At 54.4% G+C, this 19,945-nt stretch carries 16 protein-coding genes and 2 pseudogenes; 8 read left to right on the forward strand and 10 right to left on the reverse strand.

Annotation, left to right across the window (positions count from 1 at the left end):
- Positions 1-88: 88 nt before the first annotated feature.
- The 4 genes and pseudogenes from U6958_RS03245 to U6958_RS03260 all read right to left on the reverse strand — a co-directional run.
- Positions 89-733, reverse strand: a pseudogene (locus U6958_RS03245) (ATP-binding protein); the annotation flags it as partial.
- A gap of 118 nt (positions 734-851) precedes the next feature.
- A protein-coding gene (locus tag U6958_RS03250; RefSeq protein ID WP_089577556.1) for an IS3 family transposase occupies positions 852-1,999 on the reverse strand; the annotation gives its coding sequence in 2 pieces (ribosomal slippage) (positions 852-1,738 and positions 1,738-1,999; 1,149 coding nt in all).
- Between the two features lie 27 nt (positions 2,000-2,026).
- The gene (locus U6958_RS03255) at positions 2,027-2,272 is read right to left on the reverse strand and encodes a hypothetical protein (RefSeq protein WP_143044703.1); all 246 of its coding nucleotides are present in this window, start codon (positions 2,270-2,272) and stop codon (positions 2,027-2,029) included.
- 41 nt (positions 2,273-2,313) lie between these two features.
- Positions 2,314-3,231, reverse strand: a complete 918-nt coding sequence (locus U6958_RS03260; protein WP_034399526.1) for a LysR family transcriptional regulator — start codon at positions 3,229-3,231, stop codon at positions 2,314-2,316.
- A 107-nt stretch (positions 3,232-3,338) separates the two neighbouring features.
- On the opposite strand from U6958_RS03260, the gene U6958_RS03265 reads away from it, so the two are divergent.
- Positions 3,339-4,169 (forward strand): aldo/keto reductase, encoded by an 831-nt coding sequence (locus tag U6958_RS03265; protein ID WP_016448642.1) that lies wholly within the window; start codon positions 3,339-3,341, stop codon positions 4,167-4,169.
- Positions 4,170-4,403: 234 nt separating this feature from the next.
- On the forward strand, positions 4,404-4,748 hold the full coding sequence (locus U6958_RS03270) for an H-NS family nucleoid-associated regulatory protein (RefSeq protein ID WP_016448641.1): 345 nt from the start codon (positions 4,404-4,406) through the stop codon (positions 4,746-4,748).
- A 156-nt stretch (positions 4,749-4,904) separates the two neighbouring features.
- Here U6958_RS03270 and U6958_RS03275 read toward each other — a convergent pair.
- Positions 4,905-5,039 (reverse strand): annotated as a pseudogene (locus tag U6958_RS03275) (IS3 family transposase); the annotation flags it as partial.
- A gap of 1,334 nt (positions 5,040-6,373) precedes the next feature.
- Positions 6,374-6,667, reverse strand: coding sequence for a helix-turn-helix domain-containing protein (locus U6958_RS03280; protein WP_227468481.1), 294 nt, complete (start codon positions 6,665-6,667; stop codon positions 6,374-6,376).
- 246 nt (positions 6,668-6,913) lie between these two features.
- Between U6958_RS03280 and U6958_RS03285 the strand changes: the two genes are divergently transcribed.
- Positions 6,914-7,420 (forward strand): hypothetical protein, encoded by a 507-nt coding sequence (locus tag U6958_RS03285; protein WP_155524709.1) that lies wholly within the window; start codon positions 6,914-6,916, stop codon positions 7,418-7,420.
- Between the two features lie 80 nt (positions 7,421-7,500).
- Positions 7,501-8,037: an antitoxin Xre/MbcA/ParS toxin-binding domain-containing protein gene (locus U6958_RS03290; protein WP_080650055.1), complete on the forward strand. Its 537-nt coding sequence runs from the start codon at positions 7,501-7,503 to the stop codon at positions 8,035-8,037.
- A gap of 1,056 nt (positions 8,038-9,093) precedes the next feature.
- Here U6958_RS03290 and U6958_RS03295 read toward each other — a convergent pair.
- The 4 genes from U6958_RS03295 to U6958_RS03310 form a co-directional block, all read right to left on the reverse strand.
- On the reverse strand, positions 9,094-9,375 hold the full coding sequence (locus U6958_RS03295; RefSeq protein ID WP_016448639.1) for an H-NS family nucleoid-associated regulatory protein: 282 nt from the start codon (positions 9,373-9,375) through the stop codon (positions 9,094-9,096).
- 190 nt (positions 9,376-9,565) lie between these two features.
- Positions 9,566-11,209, reverse strand: coding sequence for a phosphoethanolamine transferase (locus U6958_RS03300; RefSeq protein WP_016448638.1), 1,644 nt, complete (start codon positions 11,207-11,209; stop codon positions 9,566-9,568).
- A gap of 44 nt (positions 11,210-11,253) precedes the next feature.
- The gene (locus U6958_RS03305) at positions 11,254-12,642 is read right to left on the reverse strand and encodes a heavy metal sensor histidine kinase (protein ID WP_016448637.1); all 1,389 of its coding nucleotides are present in this window, start codon (positions 12,640-12,642) and stop codon (positions 11,254-11,256) included.
- Positions 12,639-13,322: a response regulator gene (locus U6958_RS03310; protein ID WP_016448636.1), complete on the reverse strand. Its 684-nt coding sequence runs from the start codon at positions 13,320-13,322 to the stop codon at positions 12,639-12,641. Before U6958_RS03310 ends, U6958_RS03305 begins: the two co-directional genes overlap by 4 nt.
- A 185-nt stretch (positions 13,323-13,507) precedes the next feature.
- On the opposite strand from U6958_RS03310, the gene U6958_RS03315 reads away from it, so the two are divergent.
- From U6958_RS03315 to U6958_RS03330, 4 genes are all read left to right on the forward strand, one after another.
- Positions 13,508-14,809, forward strand: a complete 1,302-nt coding sequence (locus U6958_RS03315; RefSeq protein WP_016448635.1) for a TolC family protein — start codon at positions 13,508-13,510, stop codon at positions 14,807-14,809.
- A 16-nt stretch (positions 14,810-14,825) separates the two neighbouring features.
- Positions 14,826-16,196 (forward strand): efflux RND transporter periplasmic adaptor subunit, encoded by a 1,371-nt coding sequence (locus U6958_RS03320; RefSeq protein ID WP_034399519.1) that lies wholly within the window; start codon positions 14,826-14,828, stop codon positions 16,194-16,196.
- A 20-nt stretch (positions 16,197-16,216) separates the two neighbouring features.
- A complete protein-coding gene (locus U6958_RS03325; protein ID WP_016448632.1) occupies positions 16,217-19,405 on the forward strand; it encodes an efflux RND transporter permease subunit in 3,189 nt (1,062 codons plus the stop codon).
- A 188-nt stretch (positions 19,406-19,593) separates the two neighbouring features.
- On the forward strand, positions 19,594-19,944 hold the full coding sequence (locus U6958_RS03330) for a DUF4148 domain-containing protein (protein ID WP_074923973.1): 351 nt from the start codon (positions 19,594-19,596) through the stop codon (positions 19,942-19,944).
- The last annotated feature ends 1 nt before the right edge of the window (position 19,945 follow it).

Genomic DNA, 19,945 nt, shown 5'->3' on the forward strand with positions numbered 1-19,945 from the left:
TTCAGGAGTACTTCGTTTCATTCAGGAGGAAATTTCGGAATATCAGAAATAATTCCGACAACCATGCAACCGCGTCCAATGCAGATCCTCATGAAGGCAACCGCAACACCCTCCGATACTGCATGGCCTCGGCCACATGCCCGGTCTCCACAGCCGCGCTGCCGGCCAAGTCGGCAATGGTGCGCGCCACCTTGAGCGCGCGGTGGGTGCTGCGGGCCGACCAGCCCAGGCGTGCGGCGGCCTTGTGGGCGAAGGCCAGGGCCTCGGGCGACAGGCCCAGGTGGTCGTCCAGGGCCTGGCCCTGGAGCTGGTGGTTGGCACTGCCCTGGCGCTGCAGGGCCAGCGCGCGGGCCTGGACCACGCGCTCGCGCACGGCCTCGCTGGTTTCGCCCGAGCGCGCGGCCAGCAGCTCCTGCGGGGGCAGGGCGCCGACTTCCACATGCAGGTCGATGCGATCCAGCAGCGGGCCGCTGATGCGCGCCTGGTAGCGCGCCACCTTGTCGGGCGTGCAGCGGCAGCGCTGCACCGTCGACCCCCAATGGCCGCAGGGGCAGGGATTCATGGCCGCGACGAGCTGGAAGCGCGCGGGGAATTCGCAGCGCTGGGCGGCTCTGGCGATGGTGATCTGGCCGGTCTCCAGCGGCTCGCGCAGCGCCTCCAGCGCGCTGCGTGCGAACTCGGGGAATTCGTCCAGAAACAGTACTCCGTGATGGGACTGCGAGATCTCGCCAGGTGGGCACGAACATAGTTACCGCCACATTCCACCAAATTTGCAAGCAACTATGATGAATTTGCGTCAATTACAACAAAAATGCAGCCATTGGGCTGCTGCCGGTCTCGTTGACACCGACCTAAGCTTCTTGAGCTTGCTCGAACTGTACGGGACTGAGATATCCGAGCGTCGAATGCCGACGCGTCGGGTTGTAGAAGCACTCGATGTAATCGAACACATCTGAGCGGGCCTGGCCTCGTGTCCTGTACACCTTACGGGCCGTGCGCTCGGTCTTCAGAGAACTGAAGAAGCTCTCCATGGCCGAGTTGTCCCAGACCTCGCCAGCCCGACTCATGCTGCAAGTGATGCCCTGTTCGTCCAGCAGCCTCTGGAAGTGCTCGCTTGTGTATTGGCTACCCTGGTCCGAGTGGTGCAGCAGTGCCACTGGCCTGCCCCGGCGCCACACAGCCATCATCAGCGCGTCCACCACGAGCTGCGAGGTCATGCTCTCCTGCATCGACCAGCCCACGATTCGACGGGAGTACAGGTCCAGTACCGCAGCTACGTAAAGCCAGCCTTCTGCCGTCCAGATATAGGTGAAGTCGGCCACCCATTTCTGGTTCGGACCATCTGCCTGGAACTGACGGTCCAGCACGTTGTCAGCCACAGCACCACGCGCGCCACGGTCCTTGGGTAGTCCACGCCTTCGCGGTCTCGCACGCAGCGCCTGCTCCCGCATGAGCCGCTCAATACGATGCAGCCCACAGGTCTGGCCTTGCTCCAGCACGTCGTGCCACACACGGCGTGCGCCGTAGGTGCGGTCGCTGCGTACAAAGCTCTGATGCACTTGCGCACCCAGCACCTCGTCGCTGAGGCTACGCCGGCTCCTGGGTCGTGTGAGCCAGGCGTAGAAGCCGCCTCGCGAGACACCGAGCGCCTCGCACATCAGATTGACCGGCCAGGCCCCTCGGTGTTTCGCCACGAAGCCGAACTTCACATCGACTCCTTCGCGAAGTAGGCCGCGGCTTTTTTCAATATGTCGCGCTCCATCTTGAGCTTGGCCACTTCCTTGTGCAGCCGTGCTATCTCAGCATCCTGCGCCTTTTGTTTGCCGTTGCCAGGGAACGCCTCCTGAGGCTCCTGCCTCAGCTCACGCACCCACTTGCGCAGCACGTTCTCGTGAACGTCCAAGTCTTTGGCTGCCTGGGCCACAGACACGCCACGCTCAACGACCAGTTTGACCGCCTCGAGTTTGAACTCGCGACTGAATGTCCTTCTTCTCTCCATTAACCACCTCCGGTTTCATCTGCCACCTTAACAAGGTGTCATCGAAACCGGCAGCAGCCCAATCAATGTGTCGCATCGGCCGGTTGAATCCGCCGCCCAAAGCTGACATAGCCAGACCTGAACGGAATCTAACGCCGGTCGGGCCAAGCCATCACGCGGCTGCAGCTTTAGAAGCGGCAATATTTCCCGCCCGTCTGCTAAAGCCGCATAGTGCGGCGCTTGGGAGCCCAGAAGCTTGTCGTCCAGTTCGAACAGAAAGAGCTTATGCTTCATGGGCCGGATGACTCTATGCCGGAGCCACTACATCGCCGCCGTCACGGCGAGCTACCGGCACAGGCAACAACGAAGTCGATGAAGGCGCGGGTCTTGGGCGGCAGGTGGGCGCGGGTAGGATAGAGCGCATGCAGCGGGAAGCGTTCCTTCGACCAGGCCGGAAAAAGGTCGACCAACCGGCCGTCCGCAAATAGGGGCTCCGTTCCCAGCGCCATTAGCTGGGCGATGCCATAGCCGGCGCAACAGACACTTTGCAGCGTTGCGGCATCGTTGACCGTCAGCTGCCCGCTCAGGTCCAGCACAAGTTTGCGGCGCGGCCCGTGAAACTCCCAGGGAAAGGTCCTGCCGCTGCGCGGGTCCCGGTACTGGATGCAGCGGTGCCGGCCGCCGCTCAGGTCCTTCGGCGCCGCAGGGTAGCCGAAGCGCGCCAGGTAGGTGGGTGAAGCCGCCGTGATGATACGGGTCTCGAGCAGCTTGCGCGAGACTAGGCCGGACTCAGTCGGCTCCCCGAAGCGGATGGCAACATCGAATCCCTCCGTCACCATGTCACCCAAAAGGTCACGCACTACCAGTTCGACCTGGAGCTCGGGATGCGCCTCCAGGAAGTCACCCAGCCGAGGACCCAGCACCTGGTGCGCAAAGAACGGGTTCACATTCACGCGTAGCCGGCCGCGCACGGTCGCAGCGCCCTGTGCCGTATCGCGGGCCAGCTCTTCCAGGCCCGTCAGCAGCGGCAGGGCCTGCTCGTAGAAGCGGCGGCCCTCATCCGTCAGGCGGACCGAACGGGTGCTGCGGTCGAGGAGCCGGATGCCCAGCGCCTGCTCCAAGCGCGCCACCGCGCGGCTCACGCCGGACTGGGTCATGTCCAGCACCTCACCAGCGCGGGCGAAAGACCTGGCATCCACGATGGCCGCAACTACACGCATGCCGTCCAGCATACGAACGTCAAAACCTGGCATGCCTGGCAGTCATCAATCTCATGCCTTTCATGCTATCGCATAGAGCGGGAGTATTCGCCAGAATTCGTTCCATCGTGCCAGTCAGGCACCAACTCAAAGGACTCAACATGGAACGGATTGCGACGCAGGGCATAGCGATGGAGCGGCTGGGGTTCGGCACTTTCCGCATGCCGGGAAACGAATGCCAGCCGGTGGTGGAAAGCGCCCTGGCGGCCGGCTACCGCCATATCGACACCGCGGCGATGTACGAGAACGAGGCATCGGTCGGCGCTGCACTGGCGACCTCCGGACTGGCGCGAGAAGCGTTCTTTGTCACGACTAAGATCTGGCATGACCAGTTGAGCTCCGCAGACGCCATCCGACGCGCCTTCGATGCCAGCATGGCCAAGTTGCAGCTGGACGTGCTGGACCTGTACATGGTGCATTGGCCCTCCGCAGGCATGGACATGCGCTTGGTTCTGTCCACGCTCGAGGCCTTGCAGGCCGAAGGCCGCATCCGGGCGTTGGGCGTCTGCAATTTCAATCTGCCGATGCTGCGACAAGCCCTGGAGGACCTGCACGCGCCCATCGCCACGGTCCAGGTCGAGTACCACCCCTTCCTCGACCAGTCGCGCCTTCTGGCCTATCTGCGATCCTGGGGCATTCCTCTCACGGCCTACGCGCCGCTGGCGCAGGGCAGGGCTGCATCGGACGAAACGCTGGTGGCCATAGGCCGCAAGCACGGCGCCTCTGCGGCGCAGGTCTCCATCGCGTGGTTGCTGGATCAGGACGGCGTCATCGCCATCCCCAAGGCTCGGCGCGCGGAAAGCCAGGCGGCGAATCTGGAAGCGCTGGCGGTGCAACTGGATGACGAGGACCGCCAGGCCATCGCGGCTTTGCCGAAAGACCAACGCTACGTGCGGCCGCCGTTCGCGCCGGACTGGGACGCCATCGTCTGATACCGTAGGGAGGGTCGATAAGCCAAGGCGCAGGCCCGATGTCAGCTTCTGGCCGACTTCTGCCGTAGAAGAGCGCCTGTACAGAGCTGCTGGTCACCTGTCATTGGTGCCGGCGGAATTTTCAGATCGAAATAGACTCAGTGTTCAGGTGCGCCCGACATACGCACCCAGAGTAAGCCGGATAATTCGTGGCGCGGCGCAAGATGGCGCTCGCACACCAACCAAGGTACGACCATGAATTTGACTGAGCTGCTCGCCACCAAGGCCGCCCTCGAAGTAGAGATCGCCAAAGCAAAAAAATCCGAAGCAACTGTCGCATTGCGTCGAGTGCAAGAACTGGTCAATGAGTTCGGTTTCACCTCTCAACAGATCTTCCCCTTGCTGCCCCTCAAAGAAAAAGAACAAGGTGTTGCCAAGTATCGGGATCACCGGACAGGCGCCACCTGGACGGGGCGAGGCAAGCCGCCTACTTGGATTTTGGACAAGAATCGCGACGAGTTTCTTATCGAGAGCAGCTCTGCATCAGACGGCCCGTTTCTGGCTGAAATGGCAGCAGCAGCAAATCGCAACGGTCGCTGAGGCGCGACCCCCAACCGCGAAGAACAAGGCTCATAGCACCTGCCGCGTTTGTTCCGGAACTGATTTCGCTAAGCTGGGCAGACTATTACCCTCTGAATTAGACCAACCAGCCCATTTGAACATGGTGATGTTGCCTCCGTATTCCCGGCCCCCGCCCTATTCGCAAAAAAGCGCCTGCTCAGCCCCTGCAGCCTGTTGCCGCCTGAGCTCCCGAAGCGAACGCATTTTCAGCGAAAAATGTGGATGCACCTCGTTGAAGTGCTCGAAGGCCGCTGGCAGTTGCGCCAGTAAGCGATAGGACGGGGCCGGATCAGGGGGCTATCTCAATGGAACGGGTCAGCTCGCATCCAACTTAGGCAGTCAGTCTAAGCATAGAAGTGCTCCAGTTGTGAACACTTCACAGCAACAGAGGATTGGTCTATCCAAGGCAATCTCTGGCCTTCATATGTACGGAGACCCTCCTCACGGAAGGACTTCCAGCACGAGCTGGACCACCCCGCGGAACGCGCCACCATTTTCTCGGTCGCGCGCCGGCTTTCTGCTCCAAATTTCGTCTGACTGACGAGCTGGAACGTCAAATGCAGATCTCCATCGCAACCGAATCGATGCCATTTTCATGGCATTAAAGTCTCAAACAGAATAGCTTTTGGTCACGTATCACGTCGATTATATATACCTCCCTGATACCCGCCAATCTTCAAGTCCTCAAGGAGTGCCATGATTTTCCCCATCAGTCCCATTCGGACAAATCCGGTGTTCAAAAAAAGCATTAAGGCGTCAGCAGTTGCCCTCTTGGCCATGGGCGCGGCTATATGGCTCCGCTCACCCTGGGGCAAACCGTTGCGGCATCTCGTAGGGCCGGATCTCACGGCTGCCGTGGAGCACCTCTTGGCAGGGTTTTCATACACGCTGCTCGCGGCCTCCGCTTTCTATCTGGGCACAATGATTCTCTTGGGGTTGGTCCTTCGCTTAGGTCTTGCATTGGACCCAGACCCGGAGGCGCATCTTCCCTTTTCATCCATCGTGACACTGGCATGTGTGATTGGGTTTGGGTATCTGGTGTACCAAGGGATTTGGGAAACCAGACAAGCATTCGTGAGCGTCTATGGAGGCCCAGCCCGGGGGTATGTCCAGCACGACCAACTTTTTTGTGACTTCGCCGGAGTAGGGCTCGCTATCGCGTGGGTACAAGCTATCGCCAGGGGGGGCAGCGTTCGCCGGCAAGGTGACTGAATTTACGGTTGACAACCGTTGGACGATCACTGGTTTGATTCTCCAAAAATCTGCGGTGCTTCGCCGGAGTACGGTGAGTCGTACTTGCAGGCAGTGAATCGTGTCGGCTGGTTCCTTTGACAGTTCAGGGGTGAGAGGTAGTCCTGCCCACTGTGATCGCAAACGGTACTGGTCGATCGCCGGGCCTCCAGATCAGCGCGGGAGCCAAACGCAAGAGGGTCAACGAAAGGTACCAAACGGTGTGACTGGTGACAGTTGTGCGCCGGACCGCCGTGCCGTCCGATGTTGGCTGCAACATGCCGTAGTCCTAGAGCAGTCCACGGCTCTTGCATTACAAGCAGGTGAGCAGGCAAGCACATCCTCTGCCCTGCCGTTGCAGGGCTCCTGCCCGACTACGACTGCTCGACGGCAGGACCGCCGACAGAATCGGTAGCACTATTCGTTGAGGTCAATTGGCTCATCGCGTGCTCATTCTGGTACCGCGCTTGAACCCGCCCCATAAAGCAGCTCAGAGGCAGTTCCAGCGCCTCCGAGAGGCGGTACAAAACGCTCAAGGTGGGCTGCTTGCGCGCCACCTCGATCAGGCTGATGTACGGGCGGTCGAGGTTGCATCGCCCAGCCAAATCCTCCTGCGTCAACCCCAGTTCACGGCGACGAACCTTCAACTCTAAGGCGAGTGCCTCCATGAGTGGTTGGTTCGTGCTGGGGCGCATTGCACAACTGTCTCAGCAATGTATACTTTAGACACGTGTCTATAGACAGCAAAATCTATTTTGCTGCATTAACCATAATTAGCGACGGTTTCACGTACATAAGCGCAATGGCCAGGGTCTTTCTTGTCTTGAGCATGAACCGTTCAACGGTATTTCATTTTTAGGAGTATGGAGATGATAATTGGGGCGTGGAAGGAGCGAGTCTTAGAGGACAGGTTATTGGAAATTGGGCCTTCACGTAGCAATCAAGATTTCAAAAGATTTTCTTATCTTGATTTTCAGAATGCGGGAAGAATACATAATGTATCTGTTATAAATGATCTTGAGAGCAAATTAATAAAATCCATCGGCACAGATAATTTCACAGCTCATTTTATTGGTGGAAATGATTTTTCCAATGAAACTGCGGAAAACCTATTGTTTGCAATAGGTCACACAGATGGGATAACTTATGCCGCCGACCCTTATCGCATTGGCATTGAAGAAGAAATCAGAGAGTCCCGTGCGATATATAAATCAGGAACGGTTCAGAAATACCTTGGTCTATTCATTGGATTGATTGGAATACCACTGACCTTGGCAATTGTGGGCAGCGTAATGATCGTAGCTGGCTTCTTTATGTGGCGTTCAGGCAATCGAACTCGGAATCTACAAGCATCGAAGATCGAGTTATTGGAATTGCAGCAACGCCTAACGAAAAATATTTCTAAAGTGCACTTGTTATAGCGTCAAAAAAACATAAAACTTCAATATTTAAATAGCCACCTAATTTAGGCCTAAATCTAACTGCCGTTTATGGATCGAGAATGGAAAATAAGCATATTGCTATATCTTCGAAATTCTTGAGGGCATGGCTATCAACATCACAGCTCGAGGAAGAGTTTGAATATTTGTGTGCGTATATTCAAAAAAATCCCGTAAGCGATTCGTGGTGTCTTCGCATTAGTACTGCCCCAGTACTTTTGCGAATTTGCATAATTCATTCAAGGCTAAGAATCTCTTTGGTTGATGAGATTGCTGAAAAAATGAATCTATCCGCAAAAATATTAATCAGCGATTTGGGGATTTTTACTACCAAAAAAGATAAAAAAAGTAGCTTTCTTTCGAAGTCCGATGCAGAGAAAATATTAAAACTTTGCACCTTAATTGGTCGAGCTAAGCTAATAATTGAAGAATCCGGTAGCAGCAAAGAATTCAACGCAACAACTTGGTTAGCAAGTTGGCTATATTCGTCATGCCCTGCACTTGGAGGCGAATCACCTGCAAAGCTCTTGGACACTTTAGAAGGAATTGATTACTTGCATCTGCAAATTGAAGGCATGCAAAGCTCCACTTATTTATAGATAGATTTATTTTGATAAATAGCAAAACATGATATATGGCCCGCATGACAAGCAAGACCATCAAAGCCTACTATTGCACTTTGAGGCGATAAAAATGATTGAAGCGGACCCCGCTTTGGCGATCAGAGCCTTGGCAACAATCGAGCGTTGGAATAAACACGCGTCTAACCGATCCAAGCCATTACGTGATCGCTGGATGCAAATTATAAAAGAGAGGGACTGGGCTCTTGCTCTAGAGCAATCAGAACGGGGAAATCAACTCCGCCAAGCTTCACCTCTAGCGACGCTTTTACCGAAAGATGTTCGTGCAGCCATCCTAAAATCGATCAGATCTGACGAAGTATCTAGCTGAACCTCCGGGTATAGAAAATCGTTAATCTCTTGATCTCCGATTTTTGCCTATCTCCGAATATCTTTTAAAGGAGAATTAAACTAGCCTGCCCCTTCACAGCGCAGACGTGGCTTAACTAGGTCAACTCTAGATGTATTGACCCCGCATAGATCATCGCCCGAGGCCGCGTCCCACCTGGCCAAGCCACCCTGCGAGAGTGGCCCTTCGTCGCGCCATGATGATGGAGCTTTTGAACCTCTGACCCAATAGAAACCGCCGGCCGAGGCTACGCTCCTCATCCGCGCCCGCTCTAGTCCAGTCATCCTGCACGGATTTTCTAGCATGGGCGCTCGACCCTAAGACCTAGGATGCGCTCGATGCGACGTGAAGAAATAGGCCGGAGGGATACTCTTGGTGATTCCGCTCAAAACTGTCACCGCAAGTTGTATGTGCGCCTGGTGTCACGCGTCGCGCGCTGTTCAGCTTGGCTGCGCCCTCGTCGGCATCGTGATGCGAATTTACAGGGCTATCGCTGAGGATTCAGTGCTGTACGTCAAAACCGACAGCAATGTCGAGATTGAGCAAGGAGCCATTCATCGAAATGTCTGGCACTCGAACGACACACCGCGCGACCCGTCTTGGCCAGGAAGGCAGTTCGATCAACGGCACAAACTTTGAGGACCACAGCGTTTGTGCCCTCGAGCTCGCGCGCTCCTGACCGCCAGTCAGATCTCGAAAGAGGTTCGATCAGCAGCATCCTTGATCCAGTTTGGCGGCTTGCCACGCCCTGTCCACGTAGCGCCGGTAGCAGGATCGCGGTACTTGGGCGCGCCTGCCGAAGCTTTACGTTTGGAGCCTCCAAACACGTCGTCTGAAGTCAGGTGGAATTCCGCGATCAGGCTGCGCACGCGGGCGACCACGCCAGACTTTTCTACGGCCAGGGCCTGGGCAATCTTGGCCTCAAGTTCAGCCTTTTGCTGAAGAAGTGTCTTGTAATCGGATGTCATGGTTTTCCTTAAATTTGCATGCTAGCAAATTTTAAATTTTAAGCGTTTCTAGCGAAGGATGCTTTAATTTCAGTGGCGAAAGAGAGCGAAATTTTGCTGCTACCGCTTCACGATCAAGCACACCTCACACAAGAGAGTCATACGCCCAATTTGAGCAAGACAAAATGTCATGCATGACGACCATGCTCGCTCATGGACCCATGCGGGGCGAGGCCTCCGTCAACGGAAATGGAAGCTTCGGAGCAATCCATTGATAGTCTTCAGACAAGATATTTAATTTACTAATTTTTCCCTCCCACTGCAGCGAAAGTAAATCAGCAACTGTCCAGGAGGCCCAGTCAGACCTAAATCCTCTTTCACCAAGATTATCCGGACTATCACTTTCAATTCTATTACGCCAAATTATGGTCGGAATACGATAACCAGACTCAGTTGAAGGGCTGTGACCAACCTTATTTAGTAGATGTCCAACCTCTTGACCATGGTCAGATAGGTACATCCAGGCCTGATAATCTGAATTATTTTCTGAATTTTTCACCAGATCCAGTGTTTTGGAAATCACTGAGTCATGATATAAGAGTGCGGCGTCATACTGCTCCCTGAAACCACGCACCCAAAAGGATCTATTCTTAGCCTGCATTTCCCGATCTACGTCATCAGTTGTATTATCAAACGGGTTCTCATTTTTCGGGTAACGAAGATTATAATGAGGATGTGCACCAAGCAAATGCACAATAATAAATTTATTCTTCGCCTTATCTTTTAGAGCTTCTTCCAAAATATTCAGAATCTCGCCATCCAATGAAGATGACGAGCGACCAGGCGTGCGGTTGATTAGTTCGACTATGTCTGCATAGCTTGCATGCCGCGATTCAATTGCAACATCATCATGATTGCTTACCCACCACGTCTTATAGCCCGCGGATCGAGCCATGGCCAAAAGGTGCAATGAATTATCAGGAGCAGCCTGCAACGAAAACATCCGTTCAAACGCAGGTATTGTGCTTGCATCCAACGACCAAGAATTGCGGAATATGACCATATTCTTACCCGCATCCCTCCTCTTTAGCGATAACATCGGCGTGGTATTTCGTGGGTAGCCATATATTCCCAAATTATCTCTATTAATACTATCCGCAATTACAAGAACAATTGTGGAATTTCCTTTGCGCTCAACTTTTGGCGCCATAGCCTTCGCTCTCGTGAACTGCTCTTCACGGATGGCAACTTGGTTTGCCCATTCTGCCTGAACAAGTGAAATCGACTCCATCCAGTTTTTCCAGAAAATTATTGGATGTAACTTCCTCCATGGCTTATTGGCATGGGCAACCAGACTAAACGTCATCAGCAAGACGACGCTGTACCAAATAGCCCTCGAGTAGCTCCTCGACGCTGATTCAACAGATATCAAAAGAAATAAAGAAATGGCTGCAAAGAAAAACAATAGCAACCCCAAGCATATTAACAACACTGAATTTGCAAGTGCATATTCAATGCTCTCTCGAAGATTGGTATTCGCCACTGCGTTTAAAACCAGCGCGCTATCAGGCGCGGCGTCATACGTCTCTCTCAGATAATATCGAGCGATTGCATCTATATAAAATGTCAAGGTCACAAGCCAAACGAAGATCTTGCCGATCCAAGACAGCTTTCCACTATTGGTAAAAATAAAAATCAGAAAACAATAGGGCAGGTACAAAACCAATAGCTTTGCCAGCCTGAGGCCTTCATGACCAAGAATCAATGTAAAAAAAACAGAAAGAATTATTATTGTAAATACAAGTTCCGGACTCTTAATTGCACGCCACACTTTATCTCTATAATTCTTCGCCATCGCGCTCATCTCACACCCAGGATGTCATATTTGACGACAATGAATTATGCGTCATCATTGATCTGTGGAAAAATCAATCCAATACTTGTCACTCCCGCTTCAGATCTTGCGAATACATCACCCTGATGCAACCTTGCTATTGCGGAAACAATTGCAAGCCCCAGCCCGTGGTTACTTCTAGCCTGTGTTCTAGAAGAATCTGCTCTATAAAATCGATCGAATAGTCTCGGAAGGTGGGCGGGATCTATAGTCTGGCCTTCGTTAGTGACTGTCAATTGGATACGATGGGAATTTATAGTGAATACGTCTCGACCAGACGCAATCATTCGGATGTCAACAATTATCGTGCTACCTTTTGAGGCGTACCGCGTAGCATTCCCCAAAAGATTCGAAAGTGCACGACGCAATAAGCTCGCATCTAAGATACCTTTTGCTTCGCCCTGTATGGTCACCTCTAAACCCGCATCCAGAAGAGATGCTTCGTGGAATTCAATTACCTCGCGAGCGAGCTCCGCGAGACTGCTTACCTCCATGCGTTGAGCTCCATTTCCTCTATCTGCATTGGAGAGGAAGAGCATATCGGCAATTATGCTAGCCATTCTATGCAAATCCTCCAAATTAGAGGATAGAACATCAACCAGTTCACTCGAAGTTCTCGGCTTTCGGAGTGCCAGTTCCGCGCTACTTATCAGAGTTGACAAAGGCGTATTAAGCTCGTGTGCCACGTCCGCATTAAAAGATTCCATTTGCTTGTAGGCAACAGATAATCTATCCAAGAGGTCGTTAATTTGCCATATTAAGGGCATCAACTCTTGAGGCTGCTGGCTATCGTCCAATCTCTTTATCAAATTTTGGGCAGATACCTGTCGTGCCTGTGTGATCAAAAGGCTAATTGGCGACAGCCCTTTTTTCACCAACCAGATGCTAGAAATAGAAACAATCAAAGTACTAACGATAGCTGCTATGCCAAGCGTCCATGCCAAATGGCGCAAAATCATATTATCCGGGGCGCGATCCAATATGAGTGTTACAGCTATTTCTTGGGGACTTGAACCTGGGCTTGAAAATTTCACAGAGAACTCGCGTTCAATGGTGTTTTCTCTGTGACGCAGCAGTTCAAAAAGAATTTCCCTATTTCCGCCATATTTTCGCACCACCAATGACAAGTCGTCGTGCCCGCTCAAAAAATCCAACAATGAATTCTGCAACGATTCCGTATTTATGTGTAGTTTTCTCTCGTTAAGCAGGCGTTCCAGCGCTATTTGCTTGTCATTAAGGGCATCAGTTTGCTTTATATGAAGTGTTTGCGATATGACCAGATAAACAGCCACGCAAACTATTCCAAGCCCAAAAATAGTTTGCATAGCTAGAGAAATAGACAAACGCGCCGACAAAGGGCGCGTTGCCTTTTTTGCTCTTTCTCGTTTAATCATCTTGATTCCAAAATATAGCCCATTCCGCGAATGGTATGCAGCAATGGCTTATCAAACGGCTCATCAATTTTCATCCTTAGCCTTCTAATGGCCACCTCAACGACATTTGACTCTGACTCGAAATTTATTGACCAGACCTGAGATGCTAGCTCAGCTCGAGAAATAACCTGTCCTTGTCTACGCATCAACAATATCAGCAAGCTATACTCTTTCGCACTTAGATCGAGTTTTTTCCCTGCACGAAAGGCACGCTGCCTCGCAAGATCTACTTCCAAGTCGTGCATTCTTAATATTGTCGCAACATTTGTTGCACTGTTCAATGAAGAATTCCTGCGGAGCAATACCCTTATTCTTGCGACCAATTCGGAAAATGCAAACGGCTTGACCATATAGTCATCAGCGCCGCTTTTCAATCCGGTCACTCTATCTTCTACTGAATCTCTTGCAGTAAGCATCAAAACGGCAGTTTGCTTTGACTTTCTCAAAGCCGCTAAAACAGCAAGGCCATCTATTCCAGGAAGCAGGCCATCAAGAATAATTACATCGAAATCCTGGGTGGCTGCCTTATTTAGTCCCGAGATTCCGTCAAGTGCAAAATCTACAGCAAACCCTTCGTCGACCAACCCTCCGACCAGCTGGTCTACCAACTTTTCATCATCCTCAATTATTAGGATTCTCATGGGGCGGATTGTGATCCCAGGACCCTGGCAGTTGGATGATAAATTTGTCATCTGATTATCAGGAAGCCGCCGGGAACGCTCCTCTATAGTGCCCTTCGCTCATACCTTGCGCTTACGCATAAATATTTCAGGGCACTACAGCGACCGACAGGAACATGAATTCTGTCTGCGCAGGAGTTTCATACATGATCTTGGTAACCACACGTGGCAAGGAGAGGCTTCGCACGAGCTTTTGCCAAACCTTGCTTGTCAGCATGTTGGTAGGGGCAGGCTTGGTCCACGCCGCACAAACGAGCTCAAGCAGCCTCACGACGGCCTCAAGCGAAGCACCGGCGGCGCCCTTGACATTGTCTGTTGCGGTCGCTCAAGCCTTAGCAACTCATCCGAGCTTGCGTGCGGCTCAGTTCGGACTTGAGGCCAGCGACGGCGCAGTCCTTCAAAGCAAGTCTCGCCCCAACCCCGAGCTCTCCTACGCGCAAGAAGATACACGCAGCCGTACAAAAACATCAACTGTTCAGTGGAACCAGTTGGTCGAAGTCGGAGGCAAGCGTGACGCGCGCATGCGCATCGCGGAACGCGGGCGAGACGTCGCTCAAGCCGGGGTGGCCGCCACCCGTGCAAACATCAGAGCCGACGTGCGCGCAACTTTCTACAGTCTTTTAGCTGCCCAGGAGCGGGTGACTGTGGCAAAGCAAACATTGGAGATAGTTAGGAGTGCCCGCGAAGCAGCAACAAAGCGGGTTGCAGCCGGCAAAGTGGCTCCGCTTGAAGAAAGCAGGGCAAAGGTTGCTGAGTCTGGTGCTGAACTCGAGCAGGGTAAAGCGGAGTCGGACCTTCGTGTTGCTCGGCAGCAGATGCAGGCTCTACTAGGAGGGCAAGACTTCTCCTTTGGTCCAGCGCTTGGTACCTTCGAGATCGCTCCTGAAGCACCTGCTGCATCGGAACTGTTGGCCCAGTTGGAGGACTCCCCATCCATCAGGCAGGCACGCTCTACGCTGGAGCAAAGCCGCGCATCAGCAGATCTAGAGCGTGCAAAGCGCTTGCCTGATCCGACCTTGAGCTTGGGTGTGAGGCGCGCGCAGGAGGTGGGGCGTAACCAACTTGTTTTTGGAATTTCGATACCACTTCCGGTGCTGGACACCAACCGCGGTAACCAGATCCAAGCACTGCGCCTTGCCGATCAAGCTGAAGAGAAGCTTCAAGCGCTGCGCGTCCAGATGCAGACAGATGTGTTTCAAGCCCGTGAGCAACTGGAAACCAGCCGTCGCCTTGCACAACAGCTATCAACCCAAGTACTGCCCACAGCACAAACTGCTTATGAAGCAGCCGTGAAGGGCTTTTCACTTGGAAAGTTTAGCTACCTCGACGTGCTGGACGCACAGCGCACATGGTTCGACGCGCGTAGCCAGTATCTAAGCCAGCTGCTGTCCACCCATAGCTCCGTCGCGGACCTCGAACGTCTGCTCGGATCGCAAGCTGATCAGTAAACCATTGAGCCGCCAAATGAAAACGAACTCTTCTTCAAGTTCTAGCCGTACGCCAACCTTCATAGCGATTGTGAGCATCCTGTCTGTAGGGGTTCTCGCAGCGACTCTGATTTTGCGATCAGGCAACTCCAACTCCCCCGAATCCAGCGGAAAGACCCCCCAGTCCCAGGAGCATGGTCATGGCGAGGCCGCAGGCCATGCTGATCAAGAACATCATGGGGAGAAGGCTGCCAAGTCCCACAGCGATGACAAAGGCCATGCTGATGGTGAGCATCATGAAGAGGGCGATGGCAACAAGGCCAAGCCAGAAGCTTCCGCCAAGCCCGGCGCCGAAGCTGGTCATGACGAAGATGAAGGATTGATCCCGATGGATGCCCAACGCATCCAGGTTGCCGGCCTCAAGGCCGCTCAAGCTGGACCATCGGTTATCCGTAGCGTGTTGCAACTGCCTGGAGAGATTCGCTTTAACGAAGACCGCACCGCTCACGTGGTACCCCGAGTTGCCGGCGTCGCGGAAAGCGTGCCAGCCAACTTAGGTCAAAACGTTAAAAAGGGCCAGCTGCTGGCTGTTCTGAGCAGCGTTGCAGTGTCGGAGCAGCGCAGCGAACTGTTGGGCGCGCAAAAGCGTTTGGCACTCGCCCGAACCACCTATCAGCGTGAAAAGCAGCTTTGGGAAGAAAAGGTTTCGGCGGAGCAGGACTATCTGCAGGCCCAACAGGTACTACGCGAAGCTGAGATCGCGGTCTCCAACGCTCAGCAAAAGTTGGCAGCTACTGGTGCAGGCGCTGGCGCGGGCGCAGGGCTCAATCGCTTCGAACTACGGGCACCATTTGACGGTGTGATCGTGGAGAAGCACCTGTCTATCGGTGAGGCCGTTCAGGACACCACGCAAGTCTTCACGATCTCCGACCTTCGTTCTGTGTGGGCCGAGATGAGAGTCTCCGCCCCCGATCTGCCCTCAGTGCGTGTTGGCGAAAAGGCAACGGTTCGCGCGACAGCATTTGAATCTGCAGCGACGGGCGAAGTCTCCTATGTCGGCGCGCTCATCGGACAGGACACGCGAACTGCCCCAGCCCGTATCACCTTGCCGAACCCAGACGGTGCCTGGCGCCCAGGTCTGTTTGTGAATGTGGAGGTCACAGCATCCTCGCAGGAAGCCGCGCTCACCGTTGTGTCCACCGCAATTCAGCGCATCGAAAACCAAAAGACAGTGGTGTTCGTTCCAGTGCAAGGCGGCTTCCGGGCACAGCCGGTTCGAATCGGACGTACGGACTCCAAAAATACGGAAATCTTGGAAGGCCTCAAGCCTGGCCAAGCGTACGTGGCCGAAGGGAGTTTCCTCCTGAAGGCGGAGCTCGGCAAAGCCACGGCTGAACATGCTCATTGAGGCGGGGACCGGAGAACTACATGTTTGAACGCATCATCCGCTTTGCCATTGAGCAGCGCTGGCTTGTGCTGCTCGCCGTTTTCGGCATGGCAGCACTGGGCATCTTTAGCTACCAGCGCCTGGCCATCGACGCTGTGCCCGACATCACCAATGTCCAGGTGCAGATCAACACCCAGGCTCCCGGCTACTCTCCGCTGGAGACTGAGCAGCGCGTCACCTACCCGATAGAAACGGTGATGGCTGGACTGCCGAACCTGGAGCAGACGCGCTCGCTGTCGCGCTACGGCCTGTCTCAGGTTACCGTAGTGTTCAAGGACGGCACGGACATCTACTTCGCGCGCCAGCTCGTGGGCGAACGCATGCAACAGGCCCGAGAGAGCCTGCCAGACGGCGTGTCTCCCACCTTAGGGCCGATATCGACTGGCCTAGGAGAGATCTATCTCTGGACCGTTGAGGCGGAGGAAAACGCCAAAAAGCCCGATGGGTCTCCCTACACCCCTATGGACTTGCGGGAGATCCAGGATTGGGTGATCAAACCTCAGCTGCGCAACGTGCCAGGCGTTACTGAGATCAACTCAATTGGTGGCTACGCGAAGGAATACCTCGTCGCGCCCTCTCCTGAGAAGCTCTCTGCCTACGGCTTCACACTGGCCGACATCGTGGCTGCGCTGCAGCGCAACAATGCAAACGTCGGCGCTGGCTACATCGAGCGCCAAGGCGAGCAATATTTGATCCGTGCGCCTGGTCAAGTGAAGGGCATTGCAGACATCCGTGAGGTCATCGTTGGCTCTGCACAGGGACAGCCTATTCGCATCCGTGACTTGGCAGAAGTGGGCCTTGGCCGCGAGCTGCGCACTGGCGCAGCCACCGACAACGGTCGCGAGGTAGTGCTGGGAACGGTGTTCATGCTGATTGGAGAGAACAGTCGAAAGGTTTCCCAGGCCGTCGATATTCGTATGCGGGAAATTAACCGCAACTTACCCGAAGGCGTCAAAGCCGTAACGGTCTACGACCGCACGAACCTGGTGGACAAAGCCATTGCCACCGTCAAAAAGAACTTGCTCGAAGGCGCCGCCCTGGTGGTGGTCATCCTCTTCCTGTTCCTGGGTAACCTGCGTGCGGCGCTGATCACGGCGTTGATCATCCCACTGTCCATGTTGTTCACCTTCACCGGAATGGTGTACTACAAGGTCAGTGCCAACCTCATGAGCTTGGGAGCTCTCGACTTCGGCATCATCATCGATGGCGCCGTGGTGATCGTGGAAAACTGTGTCCGCCGTTTGGCCCATGCGCAAGAAGCGCGAGGCCGCCCCTTGACTCGCAGTGAGCGGTTTCATGAAGTGTTTGCTGCCGCCAAGGAAGCTCGGCGTCCGTTGCTCTTCGGCCAGCTCATCATCATGGTGGTCTATCTGCCCATCTTTGCCCTCACAGGGGTGGAAGGCAAGATGTTCCATCCCATGGCGTTGACTGTGGTCATTGCCTTGGCCGGCGCCATGCTGCTGTCCATCACGTTCATTCCTGCGGCTGTGGCCCTGTTCATGGGCGACAAAGTGGCCGAAAAGGAAAACCGCATCATGGGCTGGGCTCGGCAGGCGTACTCGCCTGTGCTTGCCCGCGTTATGGCGGCTCCAGCAGTGGTGTTGACAGCAGCAGGCGTGGCGGTCGCGCTCAGCCTTCTGCTTGCGACGCGCCTTGGTAGCGAGTTCGCTCCTAATCTCAACGAGGGTGATTTCGCCATACAGGCGCTGCGCATACCAGGCACCAGCCTTACGCAGTCCTTGGAGATGCAGATCCAGATCGAAAACACTCTGAAAAAGGAGTTCCCCGAGATCGATCGAGTGTTCGCTCGTACAGGTACTGCCGAGATCGCTTCGGATCCGATGCCTCCCAACATCTCCGACGGCTACATCATGCTCAAGCCCAAGGACCAGTGGCCAGATCCATCTCGTTCACGCGATGACCTGCTCGCTGCCATCCAGAAGACTGCTGACGGAGTGCCAGGCAACAACTATGAGTTTTCGCAGCCGATTCAGCTTCGCTTCAACGAACTGATCTCGGGCGTGCGCAGCGACGTCGCCGTCAAGATCTTTGGTGACGACATGGCCGTCCTGGAGAAGAACGCCCAAACAGTGGCAGGGATGCTTCAGCAGATCCAAGGCGCATCTGAGGTTAAGGTTGAACAGACGACAGGCCTGCCCATGCTCACCGTTCAAATTGATCGTGAGAAGGCTTCACGCTATGGGCTGAACATGGGTGACGTACAGGACACCATCAGCGTTGCGTTGGGCGGAGGAGAAGCGGGAATCGTGTTCGAAGGCGATAAGCGCTTCGACATTCAAGTGCGCCTGCCGGAGAACATCCGCAATGACGTGGAAGCGCTGAGCCGCCTTCCCATCGCCTTGCCAAAGGGAGCAGATGGCCGAGTTGGTTTCGTTCCTTTGTCTTCCGTTGCGACCTTTGAGACAGCGCCTGGTCCCAACCAAGTCAGCCGAGAGGATGGGAAACGACGCATCGTCGTCAGCGCAAACGTGCGCGGACGTGACATCGGGTCCTTTGTGGGCGAAGCAGAGCAGCGCCTGGAGAGCTTGCAACTGCCTGCTGGCTACTGGACCCGTTGGGGAGGTACGTTTGAGAACCTGGAGTCCGCTCGGCAGAGACTTCTGATCGTCGTACCCGTTGCACTTTTGATGGTGTTCGTGCTGCTCTTCGCAATGTTCGGCAACGTTCGTGACGGCCTCATCGTCTTCACGGGTATTCCGTTTGCGCTCACGGGAGGCATCTTGGCGCTATGGCTGCGCGACATCCCGTTGTCGATTACGGCAGCTGTGGGTTTTATCGCGCTATCCGGTGTGGCAGTGCTCAACGGCCTGGTGATGATCTCCTACTTCCGTACATTGCGTGAAGAGGGTCGAAACGTAGCTGACGCCGTGACTGAGGGAGCCCTGACCCGGCTGCGGCCGGTCTTGATGACCGCCCTGGTCGCCTCACTTGGGTTCGTCCCCATGGCCATCGCCACGGGTACTGGAGCTGAAGTGCAGCGCCCCCTGGCCACGGTGGTGATTGGAGGGATTCTATCTTCCACGATCCTCACGCTCTTAGTGCTGCCTTTGCTATACCGTCTCATTCACAGGAACGACCCTTCTGAAAGTGAAGGTCAAGGGACCTCCGGCAGTGGGACATCGTCCTCTGGCGAGGTGGCGATCGTGTAACTGGGATAGCGATCGCCTTTTACAGGCCTTGGCTTAATGCCATGGCCTTTTTTTGTGTCAACAAGATTACAGCTTTGTCACTGCAATGTGTGCGTCCTGTGGGGGGCGTTTCTCTACAGTAGAGCCATCGACTTGAGATAGATCCAAATCTCGAGAAGAAAATCAAAACTCTGTTGAAAGGAAATCCAATGAAGCACCGTCGTTTTTACTCTGCATCTTTTATTGCAGCTTTGGTCGCTTCGGCGGCGTTCGTTTTCCCTGGTACCGCTTCGGCAGAAAGCTATCAACACACTACCAACAATGAAGCAGGGGTGAAGACCTATCCGGAGCATTTCAAGGGAGAAAAAACCCGGGAACAAGTTCAAGCTGAAGCTGCGGCGGCTGTACGTGAAGGTGGCACCAATCGTTTTAATACGGGAGTTTACCCGGCTGCCTCGAAGCAACCTACTACAGGCAAGACACGCGAAGAAGTAATTAACGAGCTGCTGAGGGAAACTCCTGCTGAGCGCGACGCCCGTCAGCGTTCGATGGGCGGTTAAG

The sequence above is a fragment of the Delftia lacustris genome (assembly GCF_040267515.1).
GTDB classification, from domain to species: Bacteria; Pseudomonadota; Gammaproteobacteria; order Burkholderiales; family Burkholderiaceae_C; genus Comamonas; species Comamonas tsuruhatensis.